The organism is Ruegeria sp. HKCCD7181 (assembly GCF_057221055.1).
In genome coordinates, this window is record NZ_JBWVBC010000002.1 from 461,638 (window position 1) to 483,729 (window position 22,092).

At 57.8% G+C, this 22,092-nt stretch carries 17 protein-coding genes and 1 riboswitch; of the genes, 4 read left to right on the forward strand and 13 right to left on the reverse strand.

What is annotated here, in order from left to right; genetic code table 11:
• Positions 1–9: 9 nt before the first annotated feature.
• From folP to AC2TCY_RS05840, 7 genes are all read right to left on the reverse strand, one after another.
• Positions 10–1,008 carry a dihydropteroate synthase gene (gene folP / locus AC2TCY_RS05810; protein ID WP_480846121.1) on the reverse strand — a complete coding sequence of 333 codons (999 nt, stop codon included), beginning with the start codon at positions 1,006–1,008 and terminating at the stop codon, positions 10–12.
• Positions 1,005–1,925 carry a dihydroneopterin aldolase gene (locus tag AC2TCY_RS05815; protein WP_480846123.1) on the reverse strand — a complete coding sequence of 307 codons (921 nt, stop codon included), beginning with the start codon at positions 1,923–1,925 and terminating at the stop codon, positions 1,005–1,007. Before AC2TCY_RS05815 ends, folP begins: the two co-directional genes overlap by 4 nt.
• A gap of 288 nt (positions 1,926–2,213) precedes the next feature.
• Positions 2,214–2,852 carry a cell wall hydrolase gene (locus tag AC2TCY_RS05820; RefSeq protein ID WP_480846124.1) on the reverse strand — a complete coding sequence of 213 codons (639 nt, stop codon included), beginning with the start codon at positions 2,850–2,852 and terminating at the stop codon, positions 2,214–2,216.
• A 188-nt stretch (positions 2,853–3,040) separates the two neighbouring features.
• Positions 3,041–5,602 (reverse strand): putative PEP-binding protein, encoded by a 2,562-nt coding sequence (locus AC2TCY_RS05825; RefSeq protein ID WP_480846125.1) that lies wholly within the window; start codon positions 5,600–5,602, stop codon positions 3,041–3,043.
• 68 nt (positions 5,603–5,670) lie between these two features.
• Positions 5,671–8,079, reverse strand: coding sequence for a glycine--tRNA ligase subunit beta (gene glyS, locus AC2TCY_RS05830; RefSeq protein WP_480846126.1), 2,409 nt, complete (start codon positions 8,077–8,079; stop codon positions 5,671–5,673).
• A 9-nt stretch (positions 8,080–8,088) separates the two neighbouring features.
• The gene (gene gltS, locus AC2TCY_RS05835) at positions 8,089–9,303 is read right to left on the reverse strand and encodes a sodium/glutamate symporter (protein WP_480846128.1); all 1,215 of its coding nucleotides are present in this window, start codon (positions 9,301–9,303) and stop codon (positions 8,089–8,091) included.
• A gap of 7 nt (positions 9,304–9,310) precedes the next feature.
• Positions 9,311–9,832, reverse strand: coding sequence for a DUF6446 family protein (locus AC2TCY_RS05840; RefSeq protein ID WP_480846129.1), 522 nt, complete (start codon positions 9,830–9,832; stop codon positions 9,311–9,313).
• A 78-nt stretch (positions 9,833–9,910) separates the two neighbouring features.
• Here AC2TCY_RS05840 and AC2TCY_RS05845 point away from each other — a divergent pair, with 78 nt between their 5' ends.
• A complete protein-coding gene (locus AC2TCY_RS05845; protein ID WP_480846130.1) occupies positions 9,911–10,543 on the forward strand; it encodes a MarC family protein in 633 nt (210 codons plus the stop codon).
• Positions 10,544–10,551: 8 nt separating this feature from the next.
• On the opposite strand, the gene AC2TCY_RS05850 is transcribed toward AC2TCY_RS05845, so the two are convergent.
• A complete protein-coding gene (locus AC2TCY_RS05850) occupies positions 10,552–11,481 on the reverse strand; it encodes a glycine--tRNA ligase subunit alpha (RefSeq protein ID WP_480846131.1) in 930 nt (309 codons plus the stop codon).
• Positions 11,482–11,687: 206 nt separating this feature from the next.
• Here AC2TCY_RS05850 and AC2TCY_RS05855 point away from each other — a divergent pair, with 206 nt between their 5' ends.
• A complete protein-coding gene (locus AC2TCY_RS05855; RefSeq protein ID WP_480846132.1) occupies positions 11,688–13,421 on the forward strand; it encodes a serine protease in 1,734 nt (577 codons plus the stop codon).
• Between the two features lie 67 nt (positions 13,422–13,488).
• Here AC2TCY_RS05855 and AC2TCY_RS05860 read toward each other — a convergent pair whose 3' ends face one another.
• The 5 genes from AC2TCY_RS05860 to metZ form a co-directional block, all read right to left on the reverse strand.
• Positions 13,489–15,063: a thiamine pyrophosphate-binding protein gene (locus AC2TCY_RS05860; protein ID WP_480846133.1), complete on the reverse strand. Its 1,575-nt coding sequence runs from the start codon at positions 15,061–15,063 to the stop codon at positions 13,489–13,491.
• Complete coding sequence (locus tag AC2TCY_RS05865) at positions 15,063–16,511, reverse strand: TrkH family potassium uptake protein (protein ID WP_480846134.1); 1,449 nt, start codon at positions 16,509–16,511, stop codon at positions 15,063–15,065. The genes AC2TCY_RS05860 and AC2TCY_RS05865 overlap by 1 nt, the downstream gene beginning before the upstream one ends.
• 52 nt (positions 16,512–16,563) lie before the next feature.
• Positions 16,564–17,355, reverse strand: coding sequence for a hypothetical protein (locus tag AC2TCY_RS05870; RefSeq protein ID WP_480846135.1), 792 nt, complete (start codon positions 17,353–17,355; stop codon positions 16,564–16,566).
• A gap of 274 nt (positions 17,356–17,629) precedes the next feature.
• Positions 17,630–18,733: a GTP cyclohydrolase FolE2 gene (folE2, locus tag AC2TCY_RS05875; RefSeq protein ID WP_480846136.1), complete on the reverse strand. Its 1,104-nt coding sequence runs from the start codon at positions 18,731–18,733 to the stop codon at positions 17,630–17,632.
• 195 nt (positions 18,734–18,928) lie between these two features.
• Positions 18,929–20,119 (reverse strand): O-succinylhomoserine sulfhydrylase, encoded by a 1,191-nt coding sequence (gene metZ / locus AC2TCY_RS05880; RefSeq protein ID WP_480846138.1) that lies wholly within the window; start codon positions 20,117–20,119, stop codon positions 18,929–18,931.
• Positions 20,120–20,184: 65 nt separating this feature from the next.
• A riboswitch (SAM riboswitch) is annotated at positions 20,185–20,261 on the reverse strand.
• 121 nt (positions 20,262–20,382) lie between these two features.
• Here metZ and AC2TCY_RS05885 point away from each other — a divergent pair.
• Together AC2TCY_RS05885 and AC2TCY_RS05890 are read left to right on the forward strand one after the other, a co-directional pair.
• A complete protein-coding gene (locus AC2TCY_RS05885; protein WP_480846139.1) occupies positions 20,383–21,072 on the forward strand; it encodes a glutathione S-transferase N-terminal domain-containing protein in 690 nt (229 codons plus the stop codon).
• Positions 21,073–21,262: 190 nt separating this feature from the next.
• Entirely contained in the window at positions 21,263–21,889 is a 627-nt protein-coding gene (locus tag AC2TCY_RS05890) for a GNAT family N-acetyltransferase (protein ID WP_480846141.1), read from the forward strand.
• Positions 21,890–22,092: the final 203 nt, after the last annotated feature.

Genomic DNA, 22,092 nt, shown 5'->3' on the forward strand with positions numbered 1-22,092 from the left:
GGGTCCGGATTACCGGACAGCGGCCCAGAGGCGCAAGGCCTGAGCTGTTTCGGCCACGTCATGAACGCGCAGAACTTGCACACCTTGCGACAATCCCGCCAATGCGACGGCTATTGATCCCGGCGCGCGGGCGTCTTTGCGCGGCTCTTTCCCAATCTGGCCAATGAACCCTTTGCGGGACACCCCCAACAAGACCGGGCAGCCCAGACCGTGAAACAGGCTGATATTGCGCAGCAGAGTCAGGTTGTGCTCATCGGTTTTGCCAAAGCCGATACCGGGATCGACGAAGATCAGCTCTCGTTTCAACCCCATCGCTTCCAGCTTTAACACCTGCGCGGCAAGGAAATCGTATACATCCAGCAGAACATCGTCGTACTGCGGATCATCCTGCATCGTGGCCGGGTCTCCCTGCATGTGCATGACGCAGACAGGCGCACCGATCTCAGCGCAATACGGCGCTAACGCCGGATCAAAGGTAAATCCGGACACGTCATTGATCAGGCCAGCACCAGCCTCATAGGCCGTTTTGGCGACTTTGACCTTACGCGTGTCGATTGAGATTAACGCGTCCGTTTCCGCCCGGATCATCTGGATCAACGGCAAGGTTCGTTCGATTTCTTCGTCTTCAGGAACAAAAGCCGCACCTGGCCGGGTCGACTCTCCGCCGATATCCAGAATGCTTGCCCCATGCGAAACCATGTCGATGGCCGCAGCATGCGCCGCGTCGATGGAGTTATGAACGCCGCCATCCGAGAAGCTGTCTGGCGTTGCGTTTAGAATTCCCATGATATGCGGGCTTGCCATGTCCAACCCGGCAACAACGCCGCGAGACCGGGTTAGGAGAGCAAGGCAATCGCGTGGAATATCACAAGTTTCAACGACGTCGCCTGGCGCGCCACGGATCAGACGTTCGGCATGAGTGAACCACAAATCCTGACCTGCCAAGCACATCGCGTTTTTAGGACGCGACGGGCCATGCTGGACCAGTGGTCGGTAATATTCCGTCACAATTGCGCCTGCGTCACCGGAATTGCGCGCAGTGGCGTTTTGGGTTCTTTTGGCAGGTCGCCACCGATGACCAACATTTCGCTGGCCTCAAAAGTGGCAGCAAACCAAGCCGCAAGGGCGACGGCGTCAGAAGGAGCCGCCGATGGCCCATCCACTGCATCCAACACGATCTTGGATGGGGCCCAGACGCAGATCTGGCCATTCTTCATGGCCCAGTCCAACTCGGTCCGGGTCGAAACGACGACGCAACGATGGTCCCGTGCGGCCAGAACCCAGGCGTTCTGTTCTATAGCTAACAAATCGATCCGGCGCTGCGTCATCGCATGCCCGGTCTGTGAAACAGCAAGCTCAGAGGCGCCAACGCACAGGATCAATGGACGCGCCCGGTTTTCCAGCTGATCAATCCAACCGGTTAGATTGCCCGAGGCAATCGCCTCATTCGACAAGAACACCAGGCGAGGATGCGGGCGTTCTTCTTCGGTGACATCGTGGTGCAAATCGTCTTTGCCGCGCACGATTTCCACACCCAAGGCGCCCGGACCACGATCCAACTTTTCTATGCGAACAAAAGCCCTTACCGCCTGAGGCTCAAGCAGAATTCGTTCAGCCACCCGGTCGGCAAGCGTTTCCAGAAGGTTCAGACGTTCCGCAGCCAGCTCGAAGGCAATCGCCTCGGTCACACGGTCGTAAGACAGGATGCGGTCCACATCATCGTCAATCGGGTCGGTCAGCGGGCGCACCTCGACCACGATATTAAAGCAAACTCGCTGGGTCGTGCCACGTTCAGCCTGAAAGGCGCCGATCTCAACTTCGACGATATGATCGCGCAAGGATATGCGGTCGAGCGGACCTCGCGATGCGGTCGCCTCGGATCGTTCGGAAGGATGCGCAAAGGCGAGGCGGATTTCTGAACTCATGAGCGTGCTTTCTCGGGCTCTGTGGAACTGCTCACCTAATTTAGGTGTTTCGGGGGCCTATAACACTCATGCAAACGCCATTCTACCCGCCGAATGCGTCCTTAAGTGACGCTGAACCAGCTCATCATACCAGATTCTGCATAGCAAAGCGTGTGACAATGCAGCAGCGCAAACGCTGCCGCTGATCTTGGGATTTGCCCTATTTCAAAAGTCTTCGCGGGCCTCCCGGCTCGCAAATTTGGCTGCACCGCGACCTGCGCCATTTAGCTTCCAGCGCGGCTGCGTCGGTCAATTGCTGGCCGTCCGATAGTTGTGCCGGTAGAAAATATGCACGCCAATCCGTGCCGTTTCCTTGTACACGCGGGACCAAGACGGGCGAACCGCATTGGTATGGTAGTGAGTGGCGCCAGCGGTCATTTCGTCGGCCCTGCCGTCGAGCGCGGCACGAGCGACTTTAGACACACGCTCGTATGCGCGCTTTTCATGAATAACTTCTTTTTGTCCGTCGCAGGTATAGGTGAACTGGCACTGGTATTTCTTACCGGTCCCCTGTTTGATTACACCACACAACGAATTAGGAAATCGGCTGCTGTCGACACGGTTCATGATCACTTCAGCAACGGCGAACTGTCCACGAACACTTTCACCGCGGGCCTCAAAATACAACGCCTCGGCAAGGCAGCGGAAATCGTCATCGCCCGTGGCCTTTGGTTGCTGGTCCAACCAGTCCTTTGTAAAGGACATTTTTTGCTCAGGCTGCTTGCGCGGCTTGAAGAGTTTCAAGTAGTCGCGAAAGCTTTGCCCCGGCAACTCATTGCGGGCAACCAACTCATCTTTTGTAACTTCTACGTCCTGCCTTTCGGCATAGGACAAATTCGGCAGCACGGTTGCTGCCATTACGGCAACAGCCACTATGTAGCGTTTCATCAGATAACCTCGCACAGGCACAAAACCGCGCCTAACCCTCCCCCGGCGGGCGCGACGAGGCTCATAACCCAGACGAGGCCAAACGTCCAGTTCTGAAAAAAATGCAAGTGGAATCTTGCCCGCGAGGCCAAAAACTTTTGGCCGCAGGTCCATCCCAAACCCACTAATCCTAGGGCTATTGGGCTAAGTCAACCCCCAAGTTTGGACGAAATCGCCAGTTGAGCGGCAGACAGCCGAGCGACCGGCACCCGGAACGGGGAGCAGGACACATAGTCAAAGCTCAGGTCCCTACAGATCGCTATTGATTCGGGGTTACCGCCGTGCTCACCGCAAACTGACAGGGTCACGTCAGGCCGTGATGCCCGCGCACGTTCGGCCCCCAGCCGTAGCAACTCACCCACGCCGTCCGCATCCAGTACATGAAACGGATCCTCGTTGAAGACACCCAGCCGCACATATGCAGACATGAACCGTCCTGCATCGTCTCGCGACAGGCCATAGGTCATCTGGGTCAAGTCGTTGGTTCCAAAGCTGAGAAAGGCGGTATGCGGTGCGATTTCTTCCGCACGCAGACAAGCACGTGGCGTTTCGGCCATCACGCCCAGGCGATAATCGAATTCCTGCCCCTGTTCCGACGCGACCTCGGCCGCGACTGCATCAATGCGTGCCTTGACCAGTTCGACTTCGCGCTTAGCCGAGACCAGAGGGATCATCACCTCGGGCACCACAGGCGCGCCGTCTTTGCTGGCCTCGAGAGTTGCTTCAAAAATGGCACGCGCCTGCATATCGTAGATTTCAGGCACGGTCACGCCCAGCCGGACACCGCGTAGACCCAGCATGGGGTTATATTCGCTCATTGCGGCGACCCGGCGTTCCACGTCCGAAACTGGCAGGTCCAGTGCCTCGGCCAGTTCGCGCTGGCCGGTGCGGGTCGTCGGCAGGAATTCGTGCAAAGGCGGGTCGAACAAACGGATGCAGACCGGTTGGCCTTCCATGATGCGGAACAACTGCACGAAATCCTGTCGTTGCATGGGCAACAACCGTTCCAGCACTGCAGCGCGTCCCGACGATGTCTGAGCAAAGATCATCTCGCGCATCACAGTCAGGCGACCGGGGTCAAAGAACATATGCTCTGTCCGGCAAAGCCCGATCCCTTGCGCCTGAAAATTTCGGGCTGTCTGCGCGTCCGCTGGTGTATCGGCATTGGCACGAATTTCAATGTCGCGTTCGGCATCCGCCCAGGCCATCAACGTCTGAAAGCAATCATCCAACGCCGCTTCGAGCATGGCCGGCTGTCCGGCCAGAACCTGCCCGGAACTGCCGTCGATAGTCAGTGTGTCACCGGTTCTGAACACGCGACCGTCAGGTGCGGTCAGCAACTTTTTCTTGTTCTGGAACCGCATTTCTGACGCACCGACAATGCAAGGAAGACCGAGGCCCCGCCCAATAACCGCGGCATGGCTGGTCATCCCGCCCTTTTCCGTCAGCACCGCGACCGCTGCATGCATCCCTCGCACGTCTTCCGGCGACGTCTCGCGGCGGACCAGAATGCAAGGTTCACCCCGCGCAGCACTAGCTTGCGCTTCGGCGGCCGTAAAAACGATCTTTCCAGTCGCGGCCCCCGGGCTGGCGGCAATACCGGAGGTCAAAACATCGCGCTCGGCATCCGGATGGACCTGACGGTGCAGCAGTTCATTCAGAGAATGCGGATCGATGCGCATCACCGCCTCTTGCGGCGGGATGATCCCGTCCTCGGCCAGCCTTACCGCGATCCGCATTGCCGCGCGCGAGCCACGCTGAACCCGAACGCCATCCAGAATGTGCACCTCGCCGTTCTGAACGACAAATTCGACCTGCATTTCCTCGCGCAGCTTTTCCCGCATCAGAGCTGCATGCGTTTTTAGATCGGCAAACGCTTCGGGCGCTACGTCCTCAAGCGACTGACCACGCAGGTCTTTCTCAAGGTACAGCGCTGACACACCCTCGCCCAGGGCGTCCCTGCCCTGGCTCTGGCTCAGATAACGACCAGTGATCTGGGGCATCCCCGTTGTTGTATCCACCAGCTGCAACACGCCCGAGCCGCACTCACCCTGACCGACACCTGGAATCATTTCCTGGATCACCAAGCCCAACCCGGCATCCGCAGGCGCACCTTTGGCTTGCCGTAACAGGCGCGCAGATGTCCCGTCCCATGCGCGCGCCATCGACCGCAGCACCGCAATCAGCTGCTCCCCCTGATCCTGAGGGAATACCTCGTCGGTTTCGTCTTCATAGGCGCGCAATGACAGGCTCAACCCTTCGCGGCCATCCGCTTCGATATCGTCGAAGACGTCCGGGTCCAGTCGCGCGACGTGCATCGCATAGCTCTGAACAAAACGCAGATACAGCGCGGCCGCCGCGTCTCGGCCCATTTCAGCAGACAGGTCCAGATAACTGGCATCGTTCATGCCAATGTTCAGAACAGCGCCCGGCCCGCCCCAATCCGGATCCTCGGAACTTGGGCGCACGCAGAGCAAAGATGCGGGATCGAACTGTTCCAGAATGGCCGCAAGATCGGGCACGTGCCCGTTCGCAATCGCCTGCACGGATTCAAAGGACAGCGCCACCGTACGTGGCACCGGCATATCCAGCCGGACCAGACGTTGCAGACATTTTGCCCGCCCGCCATGGGTGTTGGCGGCGACGGGTGCATCGGATGTGATCAGCGTGGTATGCGGGTTATTCTGCACTGCGGCACCTTTTTGTTTCACCGCAGCATAAGCGCCTGCGCCCTTCGCGCAAGGGCGTTCTGGGCGCGCATCGCCGCGCGCCCAGCAGGTTAGCCTTCGATCTTGGTCAGATCGGCAACGCTGGAGCAGACCTTCCGGATCTGGCTGAGCAGGTTCAGACGGTTGCGGCGCAAAATGTCATTGTCGGTGTTGACCTGCACGTCTTCAAAGAACGCATCCACCGGCCCGCGCAGCGCGGCCATGGCGGACATGGCTGCCGGGAAATCCTCGGATTTCAGCGCCGGGTCGATCTTGGACTGAGCTTGATCCAGAGCGGCAAACAGCGCTTTTTCGCTGTCCGTCTCGGCGAATTTCACATCCGCGCCATAGGAGTATTCGACGCCGTCCTTTTCCTCGGCCTGCGTCAGGATGTTGTTGGCGCGCTTGAAGCCCTGCACAAGGTTCTCACCATCCTCGGTCGCGATCACCGCATTCAGAGCGCGGGCGCGTTTGACCAGCAGGTTGAGGTCGTCATTCCCCTCCATCGCGATACAGGCGTCGATGATGTCGTGTCGGATGCCCTCGTCACGGAGGAAGACCTTGAGGCGGTCGTGGAAGAAGGACAGGAGGTCATTAGCAAAACGATCCAAAGAAGGTTTGTACTCGTCAACCATCTCTTGGCGCACAGCGTCGTCGGCTTCGCTCTCTCCCCACTCCGGCACATCAACGTGAATAAATTTCAACCCAGTTATTCGCGCCCAGCTAACCATGCACTTGTCACGCAATTCACTTATTATTTTGCTGTCGTATTCTTCAGCTTGCATCGCCTCAGAAAGTGCAAGCAGGTCTCCCTTAGCCTTCTGGGGGTCTTCACAGAAACCAAGCAACGCCGAATTCGCAACAAGATCATTCAGAATATCAGTTGAGTAGTGGCCTTCAAATACGCTGATGTCTTGAACGACTTCAAATTTATCAATGCCTGCTGCCAAAACAAGTTGGGTATAAGCCTCAGATACATCTCGTTTGAGTGACAGACGAAGGTTATTTCCCAAAATCAACCGGATAACCCCCAACGCCGCACGACGCAGGGCAAACGGGTCTTTCGATCCGGTCGGCTTCTCATCAATCGCCCAGAACCCGGTCAGCGTGTCCAGCTTGTCAGCCAGCGCTACGGTCACGGATAGTGGTGCGGTCGGCACGTCATCGGACGGGCCAAGCGGCGAGTAATGCTCTTGTGCGGCGGCGGCCACAGCAGCGTCTTCGCCTGCGGCTTCGATGTAATACCGCCCCATAAGCCCCTGAAGTTCCGGGAATTCATAAACCATCTCGGAACTCAGATCGGCCTTGGCCAGACGCGCGGCTTTCTCGGCCTGATCGGCATCGGCACCCGTCACCGGTGCCAGTTCGCGGGCCAGCGCGGCGATACGGTCGATCCGTTCAGCTTGGGTGCCCAGCTTGTTGTGGAAGGTCACATTCTCCAGCGCACGGGTCCATTGGGCGATATCCGATTTGGCAACGCGCAGGTCGTTCTCCCAGAAGAACTTGGCGTCGGCCAAACGCGCCGATAGAACCTTCTGGTTCCCCGCCAGAATGGTCGCGCCATTGTCGGTGGTTTCGCGGTTGGCGACGGTAATAAAGCGTTCGATCCGGCCTGTTTTCGGATTACGGACCGAGAAGAACTTCTGATGCTCTTTCATCGAGGTTTGCAGCACCTCGGGCGGCAGTTCGAGGAATTCGTCATCGATCTGCCCCATCAGCACGACAGGCCATTCGACCAGACCTGCGACCTCGGCCAGCAGGCCCTTGTCCTCAACCACTTCCAAACCAGAAGCAAAAGCCATGTTCTGGGCGTCGTTCCAAATGTGCTCAGCGCGTTCTTCGGGCGACAGCACCACAAAAGCGCGTTTCAATTTGGCAGCGTAATCCTCGAAAGAGGAAACAGAAAACCGGCCCGGCGCCATGAAACGGTGGCCTTCGGTCGTGTCGCCGGATTTGATCCCCTCGACCTCCAGCGGTACCACCTGCGCGCCGGTTTCGTCGGTCAGGATGCACAGGATCGAATGCAGCGGGCGCACCCAGCGCATGTTGCCGCTGCCCCAACGCATGGATTTGGGCCAGGGGAAATTGCGGATCGTCGCCTCAAGCACTTCGGCCACGATCTCGGCTGCGGGACGTCCCGCTTTCTCGATGGTGGCGAAATACACCGCGCCCTTGGGCGTATCACGCTCTTCCAGCTGATCGCGGGTCAGGCCAGCGCCGCGCAGGAACCCTTCGATCGCCTTGTCCGGCGCGCCCACTTTCGGCCCCTTGCGCTCCTCGCGGATGGTCGGGCTTTGGGCCAGCAACCCCTCGACCGCCAGCGTCAGACGTCGCGGCGTGGTCAGGGACGCGGCGTTGGCATAGGTCAGACCGGCCTCGACCAGGCCATCGGTGATCCGCTTTTTCAGGTCTTCACCGGCGCGGGTCTGCATGCGCGCGGGGATTTCCTCGGAAAACAGTTCGATCAGCAGGTCGGGCATAGTCGGTCCTTAGAAATTGACGATCGTCTGGATGACGATGGCATTGGCGATATCCACAAAGAATGCGGATACAAGGGGGAGCACGATAAAGGCAATAGGCGAAGGGCCATATCGCTTGGTCACGGCGGTCATATTGGCGATAGCGGTCGGCGTGGCACCCAGGGCAAAGCCGCCAAACCCGGCGGACAGAACGGCAGCGCGGTAATTGCGGCCCATCACCGGGAACAGAACCCAGATCACGAACGCCACCGCAAACAGGGTTTGGGCCCCCATGATGACGACGATGGCCAGACCAAGTTCGGCAATGGTCCAGAGCTGCAGGCTCATTAGCGACATGGCCAGAAACGCACCCAGCGAAAACTCCGAAATCAGCGCCAGTGAGGGCGTCCGCGACACCGGCCGCGCGTTGGGTGCCAGGGCTGTGCGCAGGTTGGCGATGACGATCCCCATGATCAGGCAGGGCACGAACAAGGGCAGTTTCAGCCCGGTGGCCACGATTGCCTCGTTCAGAAAAACGCCGAAGATGATCGCCAGGTGCAGATAGAGCAACACGCGCATGATGGTCAGGTGATCGATTTTGGTCTCGGCCTCGGTGGCATCATCCGGCAGCCCGACCGTGTGCTCTTCGTCCGGACGTTCCGGGGTCAGATTCTTGCCCTCGACCAGCAACCGGGCAATCGGCCCGCCCACCAGCGCAGCCAGCACAAGCCCGAGCGTCGCCACGGCCACGCCGAGTTCGGTCGCGCCTTCAAGCCCGGTGACCGCGCCGACCTCGGGGGCCCAGGCGATGGCAGTGCCGTGCCCTCCGATCAATGAGGCCGAACCGAAGAGAACCCCAGCCTGGGCCGGATACCCAAAGGCAACAGCACCGGCAGCACCGACGGCATTCTGCGCAACGATTGTCACCAATGTTAGAATGAGAAGCAGGAACAATGGCTTACCGCCGGAAATCAAATCCGCCAGCCGGGCGTTCAGACCAATCCCGGCAAAGAACACAACCAGCAGGAAATCCCGCGAGGCAAGGTCGAAAGTCAGCTCAAGCCCCGCCACAAGATACAGACACAGCAAGAAAAGAGACGCCATCAACCCGCCGGTGACCGGCTCGGGGATATTGAACTGCCGAAGCAGTGCGACCCGAGCGTTGATCTCGGCCCCAATCAGGTAGACCGCGATGCCAAGCGTGGCGGTCAGAAAACTGGGCACGTGAAGCGCTGCGTCGGTCATGACACCCTCAGCTTTCGGGCCGGGTCGGACATTCCTCGCCCACGACCGTCCCGTCATAGGCCTTTTCGCCGCAATTGTTCAGCGCGTGCCAGACATAGCCTTTGCCATCATTGGTTACGGCCACGATCCGATCGACCCCGTAATGAATGTTCTTTGTGCCTACGAAAGCGCGCGCCTGACCGGACTTCAGCGCATCCGCCAATGACACGGCATCGTAACAGTCAAACCAGTCGGGCGCGGTCAGGGGCTCAGGTTTTTCGACCGGAATATATGCATTTAGCAAGTCCGGTGTGAGATCGGTCTCAAAACAAGCCCGATACCGGATCGGAGAGCTGTCGGCATCAATCGCCTGAAAATCGGTATATGCGATTGGCGCTGACGCTTCTGCCCCTTTAGCCAGCAGAGCCACGTCTTGCCCGGGTTGTGGCTCGACCTCATAATAAAAGCCGTAAACTTGCAGATAGTACATGCCTGCGCCTGCCAAAACGGCAGAAACAACGAGAATGATTGCCAGCAGTTTACCTGTCATTGCTCACACGGCCTCTTTCAAGTTGGCGGAAAATCGGACAGGGTCCCATCTGATACAGGCGGAAACGAGGCCACCCACATGGAAACGACCCTTGCAGTCGGGTTTTTCGGCGCGCTGTTTGCGATCATGAATCCGATCACCAACTTGCCCGTGTTTCTGAGCGTCACTCAAGACCTGCCGGCTGTGGAACAACGCAAAATTGCGGTGAAAACAGCGGTGTATTGCCTGATCCTTGGGGGTGCGTTTGCGTCTGTTGGCAGCCCGGCCCTCGGCCTGTTCGGAATAAGTGTGAACCACCTGCGTGTCGCGGGTGGATTGGTGGTACTGATGATCGGCCTCAATATGTTGAACGGAAACGAAAGCAGCTCGCACCACGGGACTGACGGGGAAAAGAAATCCTACCCGGCGCCCGAAACGGTGGCATTTTACCCGCTGGCCTTTCCGATATTGGTCGGTCCGGGCACAATCACGACGCTTATCCTTTATGCGCACCACATCAAATCCCCACTCGAAGCCGTTGTTTACGCTGGCGTCTTCGCGGTCGTGGTCGCCTTGTTGCTGGCGACCTTCTGGAACGCTTCCTGGCTTGCCGAACGACTGTCGGACAACGCGCGCGTGATCATGAGCCGTTTCATGGGCATGATCCTGTCGGCCATCGCGATCGGCATGATCGCCGATGGGCTTAAAGCACTGCTTCCTGGATTGGCCTAAACGCCCCATCAGACCTCGAACCCGGCGGCCTCGGTCTGGACGAACGCGTCCGCACATTGCTTTGCCAGCGCCCGCACGCGACCGATATAAGCTTGCCGTTCGGTGACCGAGATAACGCCCCGCGCGTCCAGCAGATTGAAGATATGGCTGGCCTTAATGCACTGATCATAGGCGGGATGGGCCATGATGATACGTTTGCCGGTCTTGGGATCGTCGTGTTCCTGCGCCAGAATGGCGGCGCATTCGGCCTCGGCCTCTTCGAAATGGCGCAGCAGAACTTCGGTATTGGCCACGTCAAAGTTCCAGCGGGCGTATTCTTCTTCGGTTTGCTTGAAGATATCACCGTAGGTCAGCGGGCTGGGCGACTGAGGATCATTGAACGGCATATCCATTACGTGATCGATGCCCAATACATACATCGCCAGACGTTCAAGCCCATAAGTCAGCTCACCTGACACGGGGGCGCAATCATAACCGCCGACTTGCTGGAAATAGGTGAACTGGCTGACTTCCATACCGTCGCACCAGACCTCCCAGCCAAGACCCCAAGCACCCAGAGTGGGGCTTTCCCAGTCATCTTCGACAAACCTGATGTCATGCAGGTCCATGTCGATGCCGATGGCCTGAAGGGAACCCAGATACAGCTCTTGCAGGTCAGGCGGGCTGGGTTTTATCAGCACTTGGTACTGATAGTAGTGCTGCAACCGGTTAGGGTTTTCTCCATAGCGCCCGTCGGTTGGGCGGCGCGAGGGCTGTACGTAGGCTGCAGCCCACGCCTTGGACCCCAAGGCACGCAATGTAGTCGCCGGGTGGAACGTCCCTGCCCCAACCTCCATATCGTATGGCTGCAAAATCGCGCATCCCTTCGACGCCCAATAGGTCTGAAGCCTCAGGATAATCTCCTGAAATGAACGAGGTGCGTTGGACGGTTCGGTCATGACATTCCCTTTGGACGCATCGGCGCCCGGTTCCGGTAGGTTTTGCCCTTCCTATGCAAGGGGCCAATTGGCGTCAACGGGCCAATCATCCAAGGCTGTCACTGCGCAGCCACACCGGAAATTCCCCGTAATGCAGGCATGGCGTTTGGGCACCTAAATCGCGTAATCTGCACCAAGGAAAAAACGCTGCATAAAACGGGCAGAATATGACACGTACTTTCACGGCAATTCTTTTGTTTCTACTTTTTGGGTTGCGCGCTGCGACCGCCCAGCAGGACCAGGGCGTCTGGGTTCAGGTCGAGGCGCAGCCTTCGCTGCGCGAAGCTCAGGACCGCGCGCAGAACTATGCCCAATCCTTGCCTGATGTGAACGGGTTTCGCCTGACCAGCGGCTGGTATGCTATTGTTATCGGGCCCTATTTGCGATCGGACGCCGAACAGGTATTGCGGGTCTACCGGGCCGAGGGCCAAATTCCCTCTGACAGCTTCATTGCGTTCACCAGCGCGCTGGGACAGCAGTTCTGGCCTGTCGGCGCGAACATCCTGGACCGGGGTGTGGTCACGCCACCGGCGGAACCACAACCCGAACAACCTGTAACCAGCCTGTCGTTGCAGCCGGCGGAAGAAACCCGTTCACAGGCCCTTCAGGGTGAACGACTGCTGAGCGCCAAGGAACGCAGAGATTTGCAAACCGCGTTACAGGCCGCGGGGTTCTATAGTTCAACAATTGATGGAGCTTTTGGCGCAGGAACCCGACGCTCGATGTCGGATTGGCAGCGGTTCAACGGGTTCGAACCCACGGGAGTTCTGACCACCCTGCAACGCAAGACCCTGATGGATGACTATAATGCGCCGTTGATCAGTGCTGGCATGGAACGTCATGTGGATTCACAGGCCGGTATCACCATGGACATGCCCTTGGGCGTTATCTCATTCGACCGGTACGAGGCTCCTTTTGCCCACTTCAGTTCAACTTCGGAACTGGGCGCGCAGGCTCTGCTGATCAGTCAGGAAGGCAGCAGGGCCACGTTGCGCGCGCTGTATGAGGTGATGCAATCCCTTGAAATCGTTCCGCTGACCGGCCCGCGTGAGTTGCGCCGCGACGCATTCACCATCGAAGGCCGTGGCAACGGTATCGTCTCGTATACGCAGGTAGCGCTTAAAGATGACAAGATCAAAGGCTTCACTCTGGTCTGGCCCGAAGGGGACGACGCCCGCCGGGCGCGAGTTCTGGCTGCCATGCGCGCCAGCTTAGACACCTCGGACGCGGTTCTGGATGCCGGAGCCGGTGCCAATGCGGAACAAAGGATTGACCTTGTCTCCGGCCTTCAGGTTCGCAAGCCGCGCCTGTCACGTTCCGGTTTTTATGCAGACGCAAATGGCTCGGTCCTGACCGTTTCAGAAATCACGGACGGCTGTGCCCGCATTACGTTGGATGGAGATCAGGAAGCGCAGGTGGCCTGGTCTGACGCCGACCAGGGCATCGCCGTTCTGCGCCCCAACCAGACCCTCGCCCCAATCAGCGTGGCGGAATTCCAAGCAGAACAACCGCGTCTTCAGTCCGAAATTGCCGTGTCCGGTTATTCCTATGAGGGCGCGTTGGGCGCGCCAACATTGACCTATGGCAAGATCGCCGACATTCGCGGACTAAATGGCGAGACCGGTGTCAAACGTCTGGAACTGTCTGCTCAGCCGGGCGACGCCGGCGGACCGGTCTTCGACGAAAACGGCAATGTGGTTGGCATGCTTTTGCCGAACCCTTCAGAAGGGCGCACACTGCCGGCCAGTGTCAGCCTGGCGGCGAATGTGGACAGCTTGACCGAAGTCCTGGCCAAAGCCGGTGTTTCCGGCCAACCCGGTCAGGGAACGTCACAGATCTCACCCAATGAGTTGAATCGGCGGGCCAGCGGCATGACAGTTCTGGTTCACTGCTGGGATTAAAACCATCGGGCTCGAACAGGAAACGGCGTTGCGATCTCCGCAGCGCCGTTTTTCATTCTCTCCCGGCTTACAGAATGTCCGGCGTCACTCGGATCAAAGTGGGCACAGGTGCGTCCAAAGCCGTGCGGACAGTCGATTGCAGTTCTGTCAGATCCTTCGGAGCCGCCGACAGTGCGCCATACGCCTCTGCCAGCTTGCAGAAGTCGGGATTGCGCGCCACGACGGCATTAGGAGCGATCTGGCCGCGCACCATGCTGTCTTCGATCTCTTTCAGTTTACCATTGTCCCAGAGGATGATCGGCAAAGACAGTTTTAACTCAACCGCGGCCCCAAGTTCCTGCATTGTGTATTGAAAACCGTAATCACCGGCGACAACGACCGTGGGCTTGCCACGTCGGGCCACTGCCCCGCCAATACCGGCAGGCAAAGCATAACCCAATGTCCCAAAGCCCGTCGGGTGATGCCAATGATGGGGATAAGGCATGTCCCAGATTTCTTTTGCAACATAGGCAAACTGGGTCATATCCGAATAGATCATGGTGTCCGCAGGCATCGCGGCACGTAAGGCATCCGCAACCGGTACGATACCGGGCCTTTCTGCATCGACCTCGGCACGCCACCTGGCGCGCGCTTCGGCGATCTCCTGCGGGTTCCAGCCTGTTGCGGGTTTGACCCTGTCTGATGCCTCCCACAAGGCACGGGCAAAACTTTCGGCGTCCGCCTGCAGCTTTACGGCCGCGCGGTGACGGTCCGACAGTACTTCGGGGTCAAGATCGACACGTACGTGTTGGGCGGTGTGACCCAGATCACTGCGCCACAGATCGACCTCACCCAGTTCGGCGCCAACGGTGACGACCAGATCTGCTGATGAAATTACATCCACGCTGCTGGGCCTTGGCAACATTGAACCAAAGTCCAGGGCATAACCCGTTCCCACCATCCCTCGCCCAGCATAGGTGGTGAAACATGCCGCCCCCAGTTGCGTCAGTATCTGTCGCCACAGGTTCGAACGCGCACCACCGCCCAGAATGAACAGCGGACGTTTTGCAATGTTCAACAGCGACAGAACCGGCGCGACATCAGGTGGCAGCACCTGGTTGCGCTGCGCAGGCTGATTTGGGAAGGGCGCGGAATCGGCGTCTGCCTCAAGTTGAGCAATTGGGACCTGAATATGTTTGGGTCGCGGGCGAGACAGTTCGAATTCTTCAAAAGCCCGCTCAATGAGCCCATAGGCCGCGGGCGCGGTGTCAGCCTGAAGCGACCAGTCAGCGACCGTTCCTGCAGCCAGCCGCTGATCCTTCATCTGGTGCAGTTGGCCCCGTGTAGCCTGGGATTCATCCAGGCACGAGGACAGTACCAACATCGGAACCGAGTCGGAGTAAGCCTGTCCTATCGGAGTCATGACATTGCACAGGCCCGGTCCGGTGATCACATAAGCCACGCCCGGCTTGCCGGTTGCACGGGCATAACCGTCGGCCATGAATCCTGCGCCCTGCTCGTGGCGGGCAAGAATATGGGTGATCCCGGCCTCTTCAATTCCCCGATACATCTCCTGATTATGAACGCCGGGAATGCCAAATATCACATCTACTCCCCGATCCTTGAGCATGTGCGAAATTTGCGCGCCAAGGGGTCTTTTCATTAGCCTCTCCAGAATTGCACGGTAAAGATTGCGTAGACGGCCAGCAGTTCAAGCCGGCCGACCAACATTCCGATTGTAAGCAGCCATTTTGCTGTGTCGTTCAATCCGCCGAAGTTCCCGGCGGGGCCGATCTGATTCCCGAGGCCCGGCCCCACATTTGCCAGCGCAGTCGCAGCACCAGATACCGATGTGATAAAATCCAGCCCTGTAAAAGCCAACGCCCAGGACAGAACGCCCATGGACAGCACGAAAAACATGAAAAAGCTCATGACCGAGGTCAGAACGTCCCGACCAATTGGCCGACCATCATAGGTCGGCATGAACACACCATGCGGCGTTCTGATCCGATTTATCTGAGTTTTAATCGAAGCGAACAGCAACTGGTACCGAAAGACCTTGATTGAACAAGCGGTGGATCCAGCGCAGCCGCCAATCAGTCCGATCAGAAAGAACATCATGACCGGAAAACTGCCCCATCCCATGTAGTCGACGCTGGCATAGCCCGTTCCTGAAATGATCGATGTGATGTTGAAAAGCGATTCCCTCACGGCCTGCTCCCAGTGATGGGGGAACACAGAGGTCAGGAACACGGACATGACGACCACCAGAACGAGGATCGTCGCCAGAAACGCCCGAATTTGACTGTCTCGCCACAGAGACCCGGTGTGACCGTTAGCAAGTTGAACGTAGCGCACGAAAGGCAACGCCGCCAAAATCATAAAGACCGAGGCCGCGTACTCTGTCGCGCCGGAAAATCTAGAAAACGAGCTGTCGTAATTCGAAAACCCACCCGTTGCGATCGTGGTCATTGCGTGGACTGTCGCATCAAAGAAGCTCATGCCGAAGCCAGCGTACACAAGCGCGCACACTAAGGTCAGAAACACGTAGATCAGGGAAATCTGCCCAGCGATCTCCTGTGCGCGCGGCAGGATTTTCCCCATAGTCTCAAAACCTTCCGAGCGGAATATCTGCATTCCACCCACGCGCAGTTCGGGAAGAAACACCATCGCGACCACAATAATACCGATACCGCCCAGCCATTGCAGCAACCCGCGCCACAACAGCAGGCCGCGGGGCAGATTATCCAATCCCGATATTACGGTAGAACCCGTCGTTGTGAGGCCGGACATCGCCTCGAAATAAGCATCGACGAAGCGCAGCTCGGTCTCGCCGAACAGGAAAGGGATGGCGCCGAATATCGGCAGCGCCACCCAAACTCCGGTTGTCAGCAAGAAGGTTTGCCGAATGGTCAGACCTTCCCCTACGCCGTTTGCGCAGCTCATGGCGAGGACCGCGCCGGTCAGAATGGTGATGACGGCGCTTTCAAAAAAAACGGTCCATTCGCCCCGACCGTCGATCAGGTCCGCAACCATGGGCAGCAGCATGGTCGCCCCGAGAACGGCGACCAGCAGGCCTATCACATATCCGACCGGACGAAGATCCATCATGACGGGCAGCGTTGGCGCGCCTACCCGACCGTGTCAAGCAGATGATCCCCTGCTATTCGCCAGTTTTTTTCGTCGGTGTCGGCATCGCAGGTGGATTCGAGGGCGAACGCGTGCGTCTGGTCGGCGTTTTGGGCTGTTCCGCCACAGTCGTCGGGGTGGCCGCTTTTACCGCTGCTGGCTTGGCCTTAGATGGCGCGTTCGAGCGACGGACCGCTTGTGGCGCAGGTTTGGAAGACGGCATTGGATTGGCAACCGTCGCCTTAGATGCGGTAGGTTTGACAGCAGTTTCGGCCGCAACGGGGACCGGTTTAGCCGCAGCGGCGGGTTGCGTTTTTGCGGTAGTGGGCGCCTTCTTTGCCACAGGCTTTGCAGCTGCGGCTGGTTTGGCCTGTGCTACAGCTGGTTTGGCCTGTGCCGCAGCCGGTTTGGCCTGTGCCGCAGCCGGTTTGGCCTGTGCCGCAGCCGGTTTGGCCTGTGCCGCAGCTGGTTTTGACTGTGCCGCAGCCGGTTTTGACTGAGAAGCCGCTGTCAACTTGCGTTTGGTGGCGGCAGGTGCAGCCTTGGGCTTGGCGGCAGCGGGCGCAACTTTTTTCGAGGATTCCGCAGGCTTGGCACGCTTAAAGGCCGGAGGTTTGGGCTTGCCCGCGATCTTTCGTGCCGCTGGTTTCGCAGGGGCGGGTCGCGGCGTCGCGGATGCGGCGTGCAGTGCATTCATTGGCGCCATAGGAAGCTCCAACGCCGAGCGGGTTATGATCTGCATGATCCTCATCTGATTTGTCACTGCGTAGCCCGCCACACGGAAGGCTGCCGCCTGAACTTCAAATGGATAGGAAATCGGATTCATTACTTATTTCTCCTTTGAAAGCGAGGCAGTCGGACAAAGGGAAAAGAGGCTTATCCGCCCCGATCTTGAGGGCGGTTTCAGGGATTGGCTGTCCAAGGCGTCGCACGTCCCGGCTTCCTTTCTGGCTGCACCACCGCAATGGCAGGCAGCAGCTGCGCTCGGGCCGAGGTTAACGCAAAAATCCAAGCAATTGCAGCATTTCTCGCTGCATTGCGGCAATAAAGCGCCAATGACCAAAATTGCGGTGTTATTTCAGAAGGTTCCGTAGGGTCAATCAGCCAACATGGAACAGAGTCGTGAACAACCGCGGGTCCAGACTTGAGGTATCAAAGGTCGGGCCTTCGGTCAGAATCGATACCGCGTCATGGCTGTGCAGGCTTTCCTGATGGCTGGCAATTACCCTGAAATCCCCTACATGGTGATCACCCTGCAATTCGGCACAGAACAGGCGGGCGGCATCTTCGACAAAAATCGGATTGGCCGCGTTCAACTCGGCAAAGGCTTGTTCGTCCTCACGTTTGACCATGACTTGTGTTTCGGTCGGGACCGCACGACGGCACAGGGCGATCAGATCTTCGAACCACAGGCAATCCGCATTGCAATCCACCACGACAGAAATACGTGCAACCGAGCGTTGGGAATGCGGCGTCGCCAATTGCCCTCGCGTCGACCTCGCGTGTTCGCTCAGTTCCAGCGAACAGGGGCAAGTCGAAGAATAGACATAGTCCAGATGCATGATCTTCAGGCGTTCTCCGCCGCGCTCAACCAGCTCCAGAGCGATGTCGTAGTACTGATACCCCTCCAATCCGGACCGCAGGCTTTTAATCTTGTCTGGATAAGAAAAGCGCATCTGAATACGTGCATCAAAACTGTCGAGGTCCGTCTTATAGCCATCCAGCGCAGCCTCCATCACCTCGAAGCTGAAGGTGCGTTCCGCGTGTTTATAGAATGACCGCATGATCCGGGACATGTTGATGCCCTTTTTCTCGGCCTCCAGGCTGACAGACCCGGTAACAGAGGTCTCGAGCGTCAGATCGTCACCGTGCTTGCGATGAAACCGGATCGGCAGGCGAAAGTTCGAAATCCCGACATGTTGAATCTGCTGTCTGGCTCCCCGGATCAGGCTGGAAGGTCCGTTCTGCAGATCGGGCAATGTGGCCTTGTATGACTCGTCTGCCACAAACCCTTCCGGGTATTCTCGCGACAGAGAGGGATAGTTGACCGGCGTCAAACCAGGAACAAGACGTGCGATCGCCGGATCGAGCTGGCTGATTTCTGCCTCAGATACCGAAGACGCCCATTTGCGCAAAACACTCAACGCGACGGCGGCCTCATCGCGGTCAGGGGCGTCGTCCAAATCTCGGGAATGTAGGTTCATGCGCTGAGTATCCTTGAATTCGCCGCCGGATTATAGACGGTTTCGGACCATACACCAGTAAAGCCCTATACATCCACAGTATCAGTCCAGATCAGGTATTTCTGTGCGAAACCGTCTTTTTCGGTGCGAAAGCGTCGTGTGCGCTTGCAGCACGTTGGTCATATCCCTGGGCGGTCGGTCCACCCAGGGACAAGCTCACTTCTGCGACGCGTCCAGCGCCTTTTTGATGTCAGCGAGCAAATCGCCCGCATCCTCAAGGCCAACAGAAAAGCGGATCAGTCCCGGCGTTATACCCAACTCATCTTTCTGCTCATCACTCAGACGTTGATGCGTTGTGGTTGCGGGATGGGTTGCGATCGACTTGGCGTCACCCAAATTGTTCGAGATCACTGGGATCGTCAGCGCATTCAGGAAGGCAAAGGCCGCGTCTTTACCGCCCTTGATGTCCAGCGACAAGACAGTCCCACCCTTGCCGCCCAACTGGGTCTGAACCAGAGCGTTTTGCGCGTGGGTTTTCAAACCAGGGAAAAGTGTGCGTACCAGCGCCGGGTGCCCCTCGAGCGCTTCGGCCAAAGTCTGGGCTGTCTCGGCCTGTGCATTGACCCGCAGCGCGATGGTTTCCAGCCCTTTAAGCATGATCCACGCGTTGAAGGGGCTCAGCGCGCCGCCAGTGTGCTTAAGGTACGGCTCAACAGTTCCTCGGATAAAATCTTTGGTGCCGATGATCACACCACCAAGGGCACGACCCTGTCCGTCAATATGCTTGGTGGCCGAATAGACGACAACGTCCGCCCCTTGCTCGATTGCACGCGAAAAAACCGGCGTCGAGAATACATTGTCCACAACCACGACCGCGCCTGCAACATGTGCCAGCTCGGCCACGGCGGCGATGTCGATCACCTCCAACGTTGGGTTGGACATGGATTCAAAGAACACCGCCTTGGTGTCCGGGCGTATCGCGGCCTTCCACTGATCCAGATCGGTGCCATCTACAAATGTGACTTCGACGCCGTAGCGGGTCAGAATGTTCTCCAGAATATACAGGCACGACCCGAACAACGCCTTGGCCGAAACAACGTGATCCCCTGCCTTCAGCATCGACACAAGCGCACCGTTCACGGCCGCCATGCCGGATGCGGTGGCAAAGGCGTCTTCGCCTCCCTCCAATACCGCAATGCGCTGTTCGAACATCGAAACGGTTGGATTGCCGTAACGGGCATAGATGAATTCGTCAGGTCCGCACTCCAGAAAACGGGCCTCGGCCTGTTCGGCAGTGTCATACACGAAGCCCTGCGTCAGATAGATCGCCTCGCTGACCTCATTGTACTGGCTGCGACGGATGCCGCCGTGGACGGCTTGGGTGCGTTTGTTCCAGCTTTCGCTCATGTCATTCCTCTCGGCCCTTGCCCGGCAAAGGCATCAAAAAAACCCCAGACGCGGTCAAGCGAAAGGGGCCTTTCATCCTGACCTTTTAGCGTGTTGTTTAGCGTGGCCCGCAATCCGGTAACAAATCGCCACGTAGCTTCTGCGACGCAAATACGCCGCGCGTCCTTGCCCGTCAAGCCCGGTTGCCCTGTGTCACGCTTTCGTAACCGCCTCTTGCCGATTGCGCAGAATACCGCATGATCTGTTCAACTTGAGGAGGCACCATGATCGATCTGTATTTCTGGCCCACGCCGAATGGCTGGAAGGCATCCATCGCTTTGGAAGAGATGGAGCTGCCCTACACCACGCATCTGATCAATATCGGCAAGGGCGAACAGTTTGACCCCGAGTTTCTGAAGATCGCGCCCAATAATCGGATGCCTGCCATCGTTGATCCCGACGGGCCAGATGGGGCGCCGATCTCCGTTTTCGAAAGCGGTGCAATCCTGATGTATCTGGCCCGCAAGACTGGTCGGTATTATGGTAAATCCGAACGCGACCGGATCGCAGTCGAGGAATGGCTGATGTGGCAGATGGGCGGCGTCGGTCCGATGGCCGGTCAGGCACACCACTTTCTTAAATACGCGCCGCAATTGGACCCGCCGCAAGACCTTCCCTATGCCAAAGACCGCTACCGCACCGAGGTCGGGCGCCTTTATGGCGTGTTGGATCGTCGGTTGGCTGAAAACGAGTACGTCGCAGGCGATTTCTACTCTATCGCCGATATGTCGATCTGGGGTTGGGCCAGTCTATGGGAAGGTCAGCAGCAGGTACTGGAGGACAAGCCTCATTTCGCCCGCTGGCTGGACACCGTAAGTGCCCGTCCCGGCGTGCAAGCGGGTCGCGCGCTGCATGCAGAGCTACGCGGAGATCACAGGGACAAGCAGGCGCAAGGAATTCTGTTCAAGCGGTGAATAAGCGGCCGCATTGCAACGGCCTGGAAATGCCAACTTTTGCACGCTCTAAGGAAACGTCGATACAGGGATACCTACAACGGTCAATGCTGGAGAATTTCCTTTAAATCCAAACCAATGCTATTTGAGTGTCTATGCAGCATCAGACGTGAAACCGATTTTGAGGGCACGGTGTGCAGAAGGACCTAACATGACCGTTTCGATTCAGCCTGCGTTGCAATCTGCGTCACCGGCGGAATTGGCTGATCTTCTTTGGAGCACAGACCCAAAGCTAAACGGCTACATGTTTGAAAACATGGGTGTATTGCACAAGATCATTGAATGCGAGTGGCCTGCTGATCAGGGGCTGTATTCGCATAAGCAGGCATTTGTGGCTTTGAACCATGGCAATATCGTCGGGCTTCTTATTGGGCACACTGAAAACGAATATGCGGCGAATTTCGACTTTTCAGTCGTCCACCAAGCAAAGTCGCTGGGGGACGAAGAGGCGGAACATTTGACATCTGCATTGTATTGGATGGATCGCTTGTTCCCTGTGCCGCGGCATGGGTCCTATTATATTCTGGAATTTGCTGTGAAGCCTGAAATGCAAGGTGCGGGCGTTGCCAACCAGTTATTAAGGGCTGCCGAGGCGCAGGCTTTTGCGCGTGGGTGTTCTCAGGTCTGTCTTGATGTGTCTGCCGACAATCAAGCCGTAGGTTTCTATCGCCATGTTGGATTTCAGGTCGAGGTTGAAACACGTGTACCAAGCCTGGACGATGCGCATGGAATTGGGCTTCACCTGCATATGGTCCGCGATCTTGCGCAATCCATATGAAACCAGCGTGAGAAGTGAACGCGTAAGCTATGCGTCCCTACCTCCGAACCACCAAATCCAGCATTTCCATGCGTTTCTTGATTTCTTCCGAGGTGATATAGGTAACGAAAGCAAATATTTACGTAGCTGTTGGACAAGCAACACACTCGACTCACAGTTTTGAACAGGTTCCCAACTTCCCTTGAGCGCGGCACCAGTTGCAT